This window comes from Marinomonas hwangdonensis, from assembly GCF_003721245.1.
GTDB classification, from domain to species: Bacteria; Pseudomonadota; Gammaproteobacteria; order Pseudomonadales; family Marinomonadaceae; genus Marinomonas; species Marinomonas hwangdonensis.
In genome coordinates this window covers 170225-183062 of sequence record NZ_RIZG01000005.1, presented here as the reverse complement: position 1 = coordinate 183062, position 12838 = coordinate 170225, and the positions used below count along the sequence as shown (strand labels likewise).

11 protein-coding genes are annotated in these 12838 nt (G+C 45.1%); 9 read left to right on the top strand and 2 right to left on the bottom strand.

Annotated features, from left to right (window positions below; genetic code table 11):
- Positions 1 to 10: 10 nt before the first annotated feature.
- The 9 genes from EBI00_RS10305 (at position 11) to EBI00_RS10265 (ending at position 9926) form a co-directional block, all read left to right on the top strand.
- Positions 11 to 1282 (top strand): SAM-dependent methyltransferase, encoded by a 1272-nt coding sequence (locus EBI00_RS10305; protein ID WP_123095839.1) that lies wholly within the window; start codon positions 11 to 13, stop codon positions 1280 to 1282.
- Positions 1279 to 1830 carry a DUF2878 domain-containing protein gene (locus EBI00_RS10300; RefSeq protein ID WP_241557009.1) on the top strand — a complete coding sequence of 184 codons (552 nt, stop codon included), beginning with the start codon at positions 1279 to 1281 and terminating at the stop codon, positions 1828 to 1830. The genes EBI00_RS10305 and EBI00_RS10300 overlap by 4 nt, the downstream gene beginning before the upstream one ends.
- A gap of 17 nt (positions 1831 to 1847) precedes the next feature.
- Positions 1848 to 2627, top strand: coding sequence for a hypothetical protein (locus tag EBI00_RS10295; protein ID WP_123095838.1), 780 nt, complete (start codon positions 1848 to 1850; stop codon positions 2625 to 2627).
- Between the two features lie 94 nt (positions 2628 to 2721).
- Complete coding sequence (locus tag EBI00_RS10290) at positions 2722 to 3273, top strand: DUF3833 domain-containing protein (protein WP_206612580.1); 552 nt, start codon at positions 2722 to 2724, stop codon at positions 3271 to 3273.
- 210 nt (positions 3274 to 3483) lie between these two features.
- Positions 3484 to 5037: an EAL domain-containing protein gene (locus tag EBI00_RS10285; RefSeq protein ID WP_123095837.1), complete on the top strand. Its 1554-nt coding sequence runs from the start codon at positions 3484 to 3486 to the stop codon at positions 5035 to 5037.
- Positions 5038 to 5157: 120 nt separating this feature from the next.
- Positions 5158 to 5508, top strand: coding sequence for a DUF6164 family protein (locus EBI00_RS10280; protein WP_123095836.1), 351 nt, complete (start codon positions 5158 to 5160; stop codon positions 5506 to 5508).
- A 103-nt stretch (positions 5509 to 5611) separates the two neighbouring features.
- On the top strand, positions 5612 to 6595 hold the full coding sequence (rlmF, locus tag EBI00_RS10275; protein WP_123095835.1) for a 23S rRNA (adenine(1618)-N(6))-methyltransferase RlmF: 984 nt from the start codon (positions 5612 to 5614) through the stop codon (positions 6593 to 6595).
- A 142-nt stretch (positions 6596 to 6737) separates the two neighbouring features.
- Positions 6738 to 9086 carry a bifunctional diguanylate cyclase/phosphodiesterase gene (locus EBI00_RS10270; RefSeq protein ID WP_123095834.1) on the top strand — a complete coding sequence of 783 codons (2349 nt, stop codon included), beginning with the start codon at positions 6738 to 6740 and terminating at the stop codon, positions 9084 to 9086.
- 90 nt (positions 9087 to 9176) lie between these two features.
- Positions 9177 to 9926 (top strand): 1-acylglycerol-3-phosphate O-acyltransferase, encoded by a 750-nt coding sequence (locus EBI00_RS10265; RefSeq protein WP_123095833.1) that lies wholly within the window; start codon positions 9177 to 9179, stop codon positions 9924 to 9926.
- Here the strand turns inward: EBI00_RS10265 and EBI00_RS10260 are convergent.
- Complete coding sequence (locus EBI00_RS10260; protein ID WP_123095832.1) at positions 9923 to 11281, bottom strand: DUF3482 domain-containing protein; 1359 nt, start codon at positions 11279 to 11281, stop codon at positions 9923 to 9925. The two genes, EBI00_RS10265 and EBI00_RS10260, sit on opposite strands and share 4 nt — an antisense overlap.
- 3 nt (positions 11282 to 11284) lie before the next feature.
- Positions 11285 to 12610 (bottom strand): DUF2868 domain-containing protein, encoded by a 1326-nt coding sequence (locus EBI00_RS10255; RefSeq protein WP_123095831.1) that lies wholly within the window; start codon positions 12608 to 12610, stop codon positions 11285 to 11287.
- Between the last annotated feature and the right edge of the window lie 228 nt (positions 12611 to 12838).

Here is a 12838-nt window from a genome sequence, read left to right as displayed (position 1 = left end):
ATTAATCGTCATGAACTCCGTTAGCATGGATAACGAAAAAGTGAAGAAGAGAAACGTTACAGCAACATGGTTTGATAGCATGGCTCGCAAAATGGTATTTGCGATGCTGAATAAACTGGAAGTCGGCCACTTAACACTGGAAGAAAAAGGCGTCATTTATACTTTTGGTGAAGATAAAGAGAGCGCTCAGTATGTTGCTGAAGTACAGGTTCACGACATTCATACTTATCGAGATGTTTTTTTGAACAGCAGTATTGGTGCTGGTGAAGCCTATATGAAAGGTGGATGGTCGTCTCCCGATGTTGTTGCTGTTATTCGGTTAATGGTGGCCAACCTCAATTTAATCAACAAAATGGACGCAAAACGTCCTATTTGGAGTCGTATCGGCGCTAAGATTGCGCACAAATTAAACGCCAATACCAAATCCGGTTCCAAAGAAAATATTTCGGCGCACTACGATTTAGGGAATGATTTCTTCTCCTTATTTTTAGATCCCACCATGATGTATTCTTCCGCCATTTATCCACAATTAGGTGCGACACTAGAAGAAGCATCTGTGCATAAACTGGATCGTATTTGTCAAAAGTTGCAGTTGAGCGAAAAAGACCACCTACTAGAAATCGGTACAGGCTGGGGCGGCATGGCCATTCATGCGGCTAAGCACTATGGCTGTCAGGTAACGACAACAACGATTTCTAAAGAGCAATATGAGTTTGCGAAAGCCCGAGTGGAAGCAGAAGGCTTGCAAGATAAAATTACCTTATTGCTGGAAGATTACCGAGACCTGAAAGGCACCTACGACAAACTGGTGTCAATCGAGATGATTGAAGCCGTGGGTCATGAATACTACGACAGCTATTTTTCCAAATGCAGCGAGCTGCTGAAACCCCATGGTGTCATGGTTATCCAAGCCATCACGATTGCAGACCAGCGTTATGATTACGCTCGCCGATCTGTGGATTTTATTCAACGTTATATTTTTCCAGGTGGCTGCTTGCCATCTAATCAGGTGATTGCTCATAAGATTGCATCAAAAACCGACATGCAAATTGTGGGTTTAGAAGACATCACTGAGCATTACGCAAAAACTTTAGCAGATTGGCGAACACGATTTCATGCCGCGCGCCATGAAGTAACCAATATGGGATTTGATGATGTCTTTTGTCGTATGTGGGACTTTTATTTAGCGTATTGCGAAGGCGGCTTTAAAGAAAGAGCGATCAGCACTGGGCAGTTTATTTTTGCCAAGCCAGATCATCGTTTGTCGATTGAATCAAAATGAAAAAGATAAATGGCATTAAGCCTCTTTTGAATGCCATTTTATTTCAGCTTGTTTGGTTCGTGTGTGTATTGGCGGGCAATCTTTGGGCGGTAGCGGCGACCCTAATGTTTTTGGTATTGCACCATGTTTATTTTATGCACACGCGCCGTGAATGGCGCCTGATAGTGGCTTTTTTAGCGCTGGGTGTGGTGATTGATGGGACTTTGTTTCAGTTGGGTTTATTTTTACCCAGTGTAGATACGATAGTGCAAGCGGACAACAGCCTAACAGCACGGCTTCCACCAGTATGGCTGATGTGTCTTTGGGTATCCGTTGCTACTTTGTTTGTTCACAGCTTAGCGTTTCTTCGGGCTCGTTATGCCCTGTCTGCCTTAATGGGAACCACAGGCCCAGTACTGAGTTATTTTGCTGGTGCGAATTTGGCGGGTGTCAGCTTGGCAGAGCCTGTGTGGCTGACGTTAGCGGTGGTCGCCATAGTATGGGCGTTAGTATTGCCATTGGGCTTTTGGTTAAGTGAAAAATGGTCGCTGTTTGATACTTCACGTTAATAAATAAGGGTAGGAAAATGATTCAGCTCTTGATGTCTTTACCGTTTAAGCGGTCTTTCTTAGCAATGTGCTTGACGTTTTCACTGAGTGCTTCGTGCTTTGCCGAATCGTCTGACGCGCAAGATACTGTATTGGATACGGCCTCCCTTGAAAACCAAGTGCCGTTTGAGAAAATCGTGGGGAGTGCTTACAGCTTAAAAACAGGCGCCTTGTTGTATCGAGAAACTCACCAGAGAATCAGTGATGATCGCCATGAAGTGGAATACTCAGAGCCAGACGGGGTAGTGTTTGGTAATAAAACACTTGATTTTACTCACTCTAGGATTACCCCAAGTTTCATCCAGCTCAATGAGCGAAACGGTGAAAGAATAGAAGTCGAGCAAGAAAACAATGCGCTGCGAGTGAACTATCTAGAAAATCGCAGTGCGGAACCTAAACAAGACACCCTTCTGCTGGTGCCAGGTATGGTGGTCGACGCAGGTTTTGACGCCTTTGTTAAACAATACTGGGATACGTTAACCTCAGGCAAAGAAATGGACATTGAATATCTGGTCCCCAGTAAACAATCAAACTTTTCATTTCGTGTTGGTTTAGCGGAATGCATTGCGGGAACGCAAGCCGAGGCGACCTGTTTCACGTTAACACCGGTTTCATGGTTTGTCAGAATGGCAGTAGATCCCATCATAGTCGCTTATGACCCAGCCGAGAAAACCTTGCTACGCTTTACTGGGCGCGCCAACATCTGTGATGAAAATGGCAAATACCAAAGTGTCGATATTCAGTACAGATATTTTTAGATTTTCATTATGAACACTGTACTAATCAACTCAGTCTCGATTGATGCCGTGTTAGCTGTGTAACAATTTTGTTAGCGAATCAAAGGAAAATAGGATGAAAAAGTTTTCTCGCTCTGTAAAAACATTCATGGTTGGCGTCTTGTCTCTGGTGCTGCTGTCAGCGTGTTCGACGCCTGATATATCGTTGTACGCCAAAAATACCCCAAAGTTTGACTTACAGGGCTTTTTCTCTGGGCCTCTCACTGCCCATGGTATTTTAAAAAATCGCAGTGGCGAAGTGATTCGCTATTTTAATGCTACCTTAGAAGGCAGCTGGGAAGACGGTGTCGGCACTCTAGCAGAAGTCTTTGTGTTTGATGATGGCGAAATCCAGAATCGAACGTGGATCATGACCCCAGACGAGCAAGGCAATTACACAGCAACCGCCAATGATGTGGTGGGCTCTGGAGAAGTTAATATTGAAGGTAATGCTTTGTTCATGAAATACGTGCTTCAAGTGCCGTACAAAGGACGTATTTTAGACATTAACGTGGATGATCGTATGTATATGGTCAAAGATGATGTGGTGATGAATGAATCCATCATGACAAAATTTGGTTTTGAGGTAGGCTACTTATCCATTGTTATTCAAAAAACACCTCAGTGAGAGAGGTGATTCTATCGACGCTTTGATTTTTAGAAAGCCAAGACAAACAACTAGTATTTTTTATGGTCAAGAAAGGCTGCCTTTGGCGGCCTTTTTTGTTGGTGTTTTTCTTTATTCGTGTGATGATAAAAAAGCTTGAACATTACACTAATGACGAATGTGTCTCAATCAGTGTATATTGTGAGCGTGTAAAGGGAGAGACAGTAGCGCATGTTGCACACCACCATGGATTTTTTATTAGCCAGAAAAAAAGCCATTGTTTTTTTTAGCTTATTCACCTTGTTGTTCAGTGGATTTCTTACTGCGCTGGGCCTCTATGTCTTTTTACTCAACGATCTAAACAATCGGACAACTCAAGCAAAACACGCTCTATCGACTCAAATGGATGAAATTTTCATCGAGTTAAAGCAGATTACCGACAACAGTGCCTTATCTTGCGAACAAGAAGATGTTGATCGGTTACGTAAGTCCTCTTTTTATTCTCCCTTCTTTAAAGAGCTGGGGTTATTTAATGGGGATTACAAAGTCTATTGCTCTAGTCTTGGGCCTATCAATATCTCTCTCTATAAGAGCATTGTGTCTCGTATCCAAAACAGCCAAGAGCGAAGTACTGTGTCTTTAATGGATTCAAACACACTGGGAGAGTCGACTTTTTTTGCTTTTTATCAGGGTGAAAATGGTATTGGGGTTAATGGTTTGGCGCCTCCGCAGAGTATTTCTTCCATTCTTGATTCGATTTTCCCGTCTGATTATGGCTACGAACTAACATTAGGCAAGCGAATACTGTCATCTAAGCAGGATTCTTCTGACAGTAGCGTATTGTTTCAAGATGCAATGTCTCTTGATGATTGGTCAATGGGATTGGTTTCGTATGTTTCTTACAATGCCTATTGGGAGCGTTTTTGGTTATTCATGCCCTTGCTGATAGTGTGTTGGATTCTTCTATTTGTACTATGCAGCGTGATTTATGCTCTGCGAATTTATTATCGAGAGTCTTTGCGTCACTGTGTGAAAAGAGCCATAAGACAGAGTGCGATTGATGTGCACTTTCAACCTATCGTACCAATTAATGGGCGAGGGAAATACGCGATGGAAGCACTCATTCGATGGCATTCTCCTTATCATGGTAATGTGTCTCCGCCTTTTATTGTAGAGATGTCGGAAAAGCTCGGTTTGATCGACGAACTGACTTGGATGGTTATCCGCAAAGTAGGTTTTTTTTATCGTGCATACCCCAAGCAATTGAGTGGAATTAGTATATCTGTCAACGTTGATCGACATAGCTTATTAAAACAAGAGTTTGCCGGTACGCTGGCACACATTTTAACGGAATACCCAGAATTGAAAGGCCGCTTAGCGCTTGAAGTAACAGAAACCAGTGTTCTAAATGCGATAGATTTACCTGTTATGGTCAGTCGCTTTGAGCATATTAAAGCGTTAGGAGTAGGTCTGTCAGTGGATGATTTTGGCACTGGCTATGCTGGATTGGATTTCTTGCGCCGCTTTCCTTACGACACACTAAAATTAGACCAAGTGTTTATTGGTAGTCTGCAGGATGATCAGTTCACCCGTCAAATATTAACGTCGATGACAAAACTGGCGAAAGAACTCAACATGGAGCTGGTGGCGGAAGGTGTGGAGAGAGAAGACCAGCTTGAAGCAGTGAGAGCCTTGGGTGTGGATAGAGTGCAAGGTTACTATTTCTGTCGCCCACTGCCGGAACAAGATGTCATTGTTTGGTTAGAGCAAAACATGATTCAATAAGCCTGTTTTATAACTCCAACTTCAGTATCTGCCAATAAAAAGCCCATCTCACGAGATTGTATTCTTTGCTAGCATCTCTTACCCTTTAGCGCTGTATTTTCTTGCTTAAGGTTAGGTGAAATGGCGACGTTGGTTTTTCGACTTAAATATGTGCCTGATGAGGAAGCCGATGAGATTCGTCAGCTGCTCACAGATCATGATATCGCCTTTTATGAAACTACGGCGGGTCGTTGGCAAATATCTATGGCGGGGCTTTGGGTCAAAGATAAGGATCAAGCAGAGCAAGCCTTAGAATTAATTCGTCAAGATCAGATCGCTCGAGCTCAAACCATGAGGCCCATTTCAGCGGGGCAGTGGATACTCGGTTACTTGCAACATGCACGCCAAAACCCAGCAGAAGCTTTTTTTACTTTAGTGGCAATTGCGCTTATCTTGGGAATTTCGGTTATCCCATTTACCCTGTGGTTATAAGTGCTTAGGGTGAATCGGCCTGTATTTGACGATAATAATGCGTTTCATTGCAACGAAGAAATTCGGTTATACTCATACTTTGATTTAAACAAATGGCATAACAGTGGTTTTAAAAAGCAAGAATACGAAAGGTAAGCGTGCCAATAAGTTGGAATTGCACCCGCGTAATCCCCATCGCGCGCGTTATGATTTTGCGCTGTTAGCCGACTCTTGTCCTGAACTTTCGGCTTTTATTCAACCAAATCAATATGGAAACGAGTCGGTCGATTTTGCTAACCCAGAGGCGGTAAAAACGTTAAACCGCGCTTTGTTGAATCATTTTTACGGTGTGGCTTTTTGGGATATTCCGCTCGGCTATTTATGTCCTCCCATTCCTGGAAGAGCGGACTACATACATTACCTTGCCGACTTATTAGCCAGCAGTAACCAGGGCGTGATTCCCCGAGGTAAAGGCGTCAAGGTACTGGATGTGGGCGTTGGGGCCAATTGTGTTTACCCTATCATCGGCCATCAAGAATACGCTTGGCAGTTTGTCGGCTCCGATGTTAATCCTGTTGCGGTCGCCACCTGTGACACCATCATCAAATCCAATGCGTGTTTGAAAGGCGCAATCACCGTCCGCCTGCAAACACAAGCGGCTAAGATATTTGACAGCGTTTGGAAAGAAAAAGACCGCTTTGATTTAACACTATGCAATCCGCCATTTCATACTAGCGAAACGGCCATGACCGATGAATCTCAGCGTAAATGGCGTGGTGTTAAAAGTAAGAAAACGACGACCGAAAAACCTATATTGAACTTTGGCGGTACCGCGGCAGAACTGTGGTGCGATGGTGGAGAGGCGGGATTTGTATGTCGAATGGTTAGAGAAAGCGTGCAATACGCGGATCGTTGTTTTTGGTTTACCTCTCTGGTGGCGCGTCAAAGCAATCTAGACGCTATTTACCGTACTTTGAAAGAAGTGAACGCACGCCAAGTGAAGACCATTGAAATGGCACAGGGACAAAAAATTAGTCGATTTGTTGCTTGGAGTTTTTTAGAAGAAGACCAAATGGACTACTGGAAAAGCAATTACTGGCAAAACTGATGGTTTGAGCAAAGCGAACAGTCTAAGAAAACGAATGGTCTGGATAAAACGGACTATTATTAGGTAAAAATTGCCTTGAAGAGACGCGTTCAGCCATGCATGCTTAGTTAAATGGACCACCATTATCACAGAGGTTTCACCGTTGAAGAGCTTTCAAGCAAGACTGATTGTGTTTGTTTTAATATTGCTTGCGTTGGCCCAGTTGGGAACCGCCTTAGCGGTGTTGTCGTCCTTAAAAAAAGACAATTATCGACAAGGTGTCGATTCGATTGACGTATCTCGCAATGTATTTGACTTATTTTTAGAGGCCCGTGCTGAACAGTTAACCAAGGGCGTTGAAATTCTCACCTCTGATTTTGGTTTTAAACAAGCCGTTGCGACTCGAGAAACAGCCACGATAGGTTCTGTTTTGCAAAACCACGGAGCTCGCATCAACGCTGATGTGTCATTGCTGGTATCCCCGGTTGGCGAGCTGATCACCTCAACTCAGGAGCTTAACGTTGGCAGTACCATTGCTGATCTGGTGTATGAAGCGCGTCGAACGGGTGGGGCGTCAATTAGTACCATGATCAATCTGAGTAGTCGTGCCTATCAATTAGTGCTGGTGCCGGTCAGAGCGCCAAATGTGGTGGCATGGGTGGGTATGGCGTTTCTGCTAGACCAAGCGCTCGCAGAACAAATCAAAAACGTCACTGGACTTGATATCAGTTTTGTTTCTGAAAGCGATGACACTTATCGTTTAGCCGGCTGGTCCACCTTACCATTGGCAGACAAACAAGCGCTTTTTCGAGACATTGATAGTGTGATCAACCTGCTTAATAACCCCGTTTTTTCGAGCGATGAAAAATACTTAACGCTCGGTGTGGATTTGGGGGTACCCGACCAATGGGGGTTGATTCATTTACCCTATGGACCTTGGCTAGAAAGTTATAATAGTACACGCAACCAGTTAGTGTTGATCTTTGCTGGCGCGCTAGCTTTGGCTTTGTTGTTTGGTATCGGGTTGGCGCGAAATATGACTCAACCTATCAGTCGCTTGGTGGAGTACGCCACTCAAATCGGCCGTGGTACCAATAAAAAGATCATTGCGGCCCCTAAGATGGCAGGCGAATTTGGCGTGCTCTCCAATACTATGGAGGTCATGCAGGAATCGATTAAAGCCCGTGAGGAAGAGCTGACGTATCAGGCTTGGCATGATCCGTTGACGGGCTTAGTGAATCAAAGTGCCGTAGAGCGCTACCTAATACAGGCTCTGCCTAAGCAAGAAGGCTCTCTCGTACTTATCAATATCCGCCACTTCAAACAGATTAATAACATGCTGGGTTTCGATGTGGGCAACATACTCTTGACCAAGATGGCCGAACGGTTGCAGCGTTGGAATGGTGCCACAGAGATACTGGCTCGATTAAGTAGCGATAAATTTCTGCTGATCACAGAGCACAATATTACCTCCAAAGATTGTGACGATTTGAAGCGTTTGTTCAACGAAGAGTGTGAAGTGAGCTGTGACCACGATGATCGCATGATGAGTGAAAAATGTGAGTCTGAGAAAGGTTCTATGGTTCGTTTGGACATCAGTATTGCGGTACTGCCCTTCGAGCACGCCACAGACAGTGTTAACAGTGCCATGAGACGATTGGACATTGTGGCCGACAAGGCACGAGCAGAGAATGAATCTGTTGTCATTTATGAAGCGGGTCAGGATGAAGATCATCGTCGAAAATTGAGTATCATACGGGATTTGCCTGAGGCTTTGGTCGCCAACCAGTTGTTTGTGGTGTATCAGCCAAAAGTCAGCGGCAAAACTCAGGACTGCCATGAAGCCGAAGCTTTAATACGCTGGATTCATCCAACGCTGGGTTTTCTTCCGCCCGATGAATTTATTGAGCTGTTGGAACGCTCCGGGAGCATTCAAATACTCACCAAGTGGGTCATTCATAGCGTATTGGCGCAACTGAAAATCTGGTGGGCACAAGGGCATGAAATCCGTGTGGCAGTGAATTTATCGGCCCATGATCTTTTGGATGAAACCTTACCCGATATGGTAGCACAAGCATTAAAAACCCACGGTTTACCGGAACGATCCTTGGCACTGGAAGTGACCGAAAGTGCGGTGATGAAAGACAGAGTGAAAGTTATTCGTGTGCTTAAAGCGCTACGGGACATGGGCATACATCTGGCCATTGATGACTTTGGTACAGGTCAGTCCTCATTGTCTTATTTACGCGAGCTGCCGGTCAATGAAGTAAAAATAGACCGCGCTTTTATTCAGTTTATTGATACCAACAAAGACGATGAGTTTATTACCAAAGCCACCATAGATTTGTCCCACAGTTTGGGCTTGCAAGTGACGGCCGAAGGCGCAGAAAATGCCCAAGGTGTGGCGCTATTAAACACCTATCAATGTGATAAAATACAAGGCTATTTCTTCTCTAAACCATTGGTTGCCGCAGAGTTTTTCAAGTGGCGAAAGGCGTTCCATAAAAGTTGAGTTAGGTTAATAAAGTAAACTAAGTCGAACTAAATTAAGCCAATTTAGTCTAACGTAATTTTAAGACTGCGAAGGAAGGTCTACTTCGATATGCTGCTTTTGATTCGAATGTTAGTGTTGTTGTTTTTGATTGTGGGCGTGACCCTATTAGGGATTGTGTATTGTCTTCTGACCTTGTGGTCTAAAAACCGCGTGCATTATTTGGGTCGTGTTTTCGCCCAAGTGGCTCCAGTGTTTGGCCTATCGGTTGAAGGTCGAGTCGCTGAGTCCGCAAAAAACATTCCTCAGGCGGTGTATGTCGCTAATCACCAAAACAACTACGATCTGTTTACATTGGCGGCTGTGGTCCCCAAAGGCGTGGTTACCGTGGGTAAAACCAGCTTGCGCTGGATTCCCTTCTTTGGCGCCCTGTATTGGGCCAGTGGTAATATCCTGATTAATCGCGAAAACCGCAAACAAGCCATCGCCACCATTGATCAAGTTGTGTTCAGTATGAAAAAAACCGGTCTGTCTATTTGGATGTTTCCAGAAGGCACACGAAGCCGGGGGCGTGGTTGGTTGCCTTTTAAGCGTGGTGCCTTTTATGCGGCAGTTCAGGCGGGTGTGCCAATTGTTCCTGTGGTGTGCAGTAGCACCCACGGTCAAGTGAGCTTGAATCGCTTAAACAATGGCAAGGTACTGGTCGAAATGTTGCCCCCGATAGACACCGTAGGCTTACAAGAGACGGATGTGGTGGCCCTGATAAAACAGTGCGAGCAACAGATGCACGAGACACAGCAACGCCTAGATCAAGAGCTTGCTCGCCATGGACAACTGGACTCGCCATTGGGAAAAAGTTAGTTATCGCTAAGAAGAAGCGCTTTTTCTAATAGGTTTTGCAAACCTTTAACGCTGGGGTGCGTTTCGGGCAAATCGCGTTTTTCCCATTCTGGGTGTTGCTGTGCCTGCTTCCAATACGGTTGCATTTGTTCGATTAGATCCTTGTGTTGTGTCTTATGGCTGAGTGAGTAAGCTTGCTGAGACGCGTGTCCCCGTTGATGCAAATGATGAATGGCGCTCAATCCCCGCAAACACAAGAGAGTCAGCGTGGGGCTATCGACACACAAATAATAGCGATTGGTGAGTTTGCTCATGAGTGTGTCTTTGTAATGCTGGCCTGTTTTCCACGTTGCTCCTAAAAGAGCGCCTAGCGTGGTGGCCGTGCCTAGGGTTAACCCCGCCGACATGACATCTATCCCGGCACCAATAGCCGCGCCTTTTAGTGCACTGGTGCCAGTTTCTATGCCCCATTCCTTGAGCGTGTCAGTATCAAAAATATCCTGTTGCCAAAGGCTGTTTTCAATCGCCAGTGGGGTAGCCACCATGTCTTCTGGCTGAAATTCATAAAGACGCAATAAGCCACTGAGGAAACCACTTTCTAACGCTCGAATCTTGTTTTCAAAAGTAGAAGAATCCTCCGCCTTTGGCGGGTAACTTGCACACTCAAGACGCGTGCTGGCCGCTTTAATCAACAAGGCCGTTAACTGACTGATCGCCATGGTTTGACGCAGCCGAGCGGCGTCTTCCCGTGACTGAATAAGCTGGGTGATGGCGTCGTAGTCTTCTGGCATCAAGCTTTGAATGCTTTGGTAGAGGCGTTTTTCATCTTCAAAATAAAATGCCACCGTGTCGTACTTTATTACCGCGTGTAAATGCCGCTCTGCCAGGACTTTGCGCCAAGCTTCTAGGTGAGCGCTGGGCGCAGCACTAAAGTTTAAGATAGGAATAATGGGTTTACTGGCGCTGGCCAATAGCGCCAACTCATCCAAATATTTCCCCAGAGGGGCTTGGCGTATATCAATCACGTATAAAATAATGTCGGCTTGCGTAAGCTGCTTGAGTATTTTGGCTTCTTGCTCAAACTCCTCTTGTGCGTAATGGCTGGCGCAAAAGGGTAATAACCAATCGGCACCTTGATAAGAACGAAACTCGTTCGAATGGCGAAGATGCCACAGGCCAATAGAGTCTTCAAACCCCGGTGTGTCGGTTAACGTCATGACAGACTGATGCCCGATTTTTATCTGTACGCTTTCTACGTGACGAGTGGTCCCCGCTTTGTCGCTTACCTGACCAAAGTCCTGACGGCGTAGCAGGGTACGAATCAAGGATGTTTTACCGGTGTTCGCGTGACCAACGACTAAAAGGGAAATCGACACGGTTTACTCCTTTTGCGTGAGTGAGGTAACAGTCATCTGGACTTCTCTGGCAAGGCGCTGCCAATCATCAGTAAACTTAGCTTGTTCAGGGCTTGAAATCACCATAAACAATGAGGGATGCACCTTGCTCGCTTGACTAAAAAATCGTCGGCTGCCACGGTCTGGGCTTTGTTCACCGTCCACTAACAGGTAAATTGTCTCATCACTGGACGATTTTAAAAACGCTTCTTGTTCTTCACGACTGTTTAAACAGGTCAAACTGCGAGCCGTATTCAAACACTCGGGTTGCGCCGAACTCCATTCAAATAAGGCCCAGCGTTGTGAAAAAGCGCGACGAGGCAGTTTAGTGTACTCTTTCGTGTTTGCATGGCGAGAGAGAGTCTGTGTTGGCGAAGGATCGGCATCGAGAACCGTACGGTTCTGATTTTCTGCTTGTTGATAACGATTCAGAATAATCTGCTCTTGTGTACTCAAAGGCTGTCTTGCTCGTTTAAAATGATACATAGCTAAGCTTACGAGCATGAATAAGAGCCGTGGTAGTACCCCATAAAAGGCAATACTGGCCAGCAAAAAATTGGCCCAGTGTTGTCTGGTAGAGGCGCTTTGTGACATTAGATCGACCCGACTTGCGAGAATATCCACTTGGTTGGGTACCGCCACCCCAAACCACTGCGGCAATAGGCTCAACGATTGAGTGAGCTGAAGAAAAGCGTGGTCACTGAGCAGCGTGGTTTCCCAGACAAAATTCACCTGATTGGTTAGTAGTAACAACAAAGTCATGATCCAGCCAGCGAGTAGATAACTCGCCCATGCAACGTGGGAAACACCGCTTACCAACCACTTATTGGAATGGGCAGGGCACTGCCAGTGCAAGTAAGCGGCACTCACTTCAGTGTGAATATGTGAGTGCTTACTTAGCTTCTTGTTGAGAAAAATCAATAGACTTAACAGCATCCCTTGGCTTTCTGTTTGCCGCCCCATGGTCGCCACTATGGTGACCAGCCAAACGACAAAATTTAGCCCATGAAATCCCAGCAAGATAATCAACAACCAAAAAATATTGACCTGATTGGATTCCCCCGTCGCGAAAGCAGGAGGAACCGCCATTAACCCCAGCAGAAACGCCACGATCAACAAACCTAGAACCGCACGATTGAAATATCCTTTTAGACGTGAGAACTGAGCAAGATAGCTGGTGGGCTGAGGAGTGGTATCTAGTGTTTTTAGCGCCGTAGATAAATCGCTCGCATGAGCTGAGAGTCGAAAATCAGAGTGGGCTTCTAACCAAGCGGCAAGAGCAAGTTTGGCGCCTTGTGTTGGAAAAGTCATGTTATCGCAATACTCGCTTTAGTAATGGCTACAGGGCAGATAAAAGAGAAGCTGTTGTTTTACTTGATGTTGCCGACAAAGGCAAAAAATCCGCCGTTATCTAATCTTGTCCGTTCAACTAAATTTACAAATAAAAACTATTCTCATTTGTATTTACGTATGTGATAATCATTCTCATAAAAGGATTTGATACCAAAAAGACAATTTAATTAACTAATGAGAAGTAAC

Excerpts from the sequence above, each read along its gene's own strand:
- EBI00_RS10255 (WP_123095831.1), bottom strand. The coding sequence starts at position 12,610 with ATGACTTTTCCAACACAAGGCGCCAAACTTGCTCTTGCCGCTTGGTTA.
- EBI00_RS10285 (WP_123095837.1), top strand. The coding sequence starts at position 3,484 with ATGTTGCACACCACCATGGATTTTTTATTAGCCAGAAAAAAAGCCATT.
- EBI00_RS10300 (WP_241557009.1), top strand. The coding sequence starts at position 1,279 with ATGAAAAAGATAAATGGCATTAAGCCTCTTTTGAATGCCATTTTATTT.
- EBI00_RS10280 (WP_123095836.1), top strand. The coding sequence starts at position 5,158 with ATGGCGACGTTGGTTTTTCGACTTAAATATGTGCCTGATGAGGAAGCC.
- EBI00_RS10265 (WP_123095833.1), top strand. The coding sequence starts at position 9,177 with ATGCTGCTTTTGATTCGAATGTTAGTGTTGTTGTTTTTGATTGTGGGC.
- EBI00_RS10290 (WP_206612580.1), top strand. The coding sequence starts at position 2,722 with ATGAAAAAGTTTTCTCGCTCTGTAAAAACATTCATGGTTGGCGTCTTG.
- EBI00_RS10305 (WP_123095839.1), top strand. The coding sequence starts at position 11 with ATGAACTCCGTTAGCATGGATAACGAAAAAGTGAAGAAGAGAAACGTT.
- EBI00_RS10295 (WP_123095838.1), top strand. The coding sequence starts at position 1,848 with ATGATTCAGCTCTTGATGTCTTTACCGTTTAAGCGGTCTTTCTTAGCA.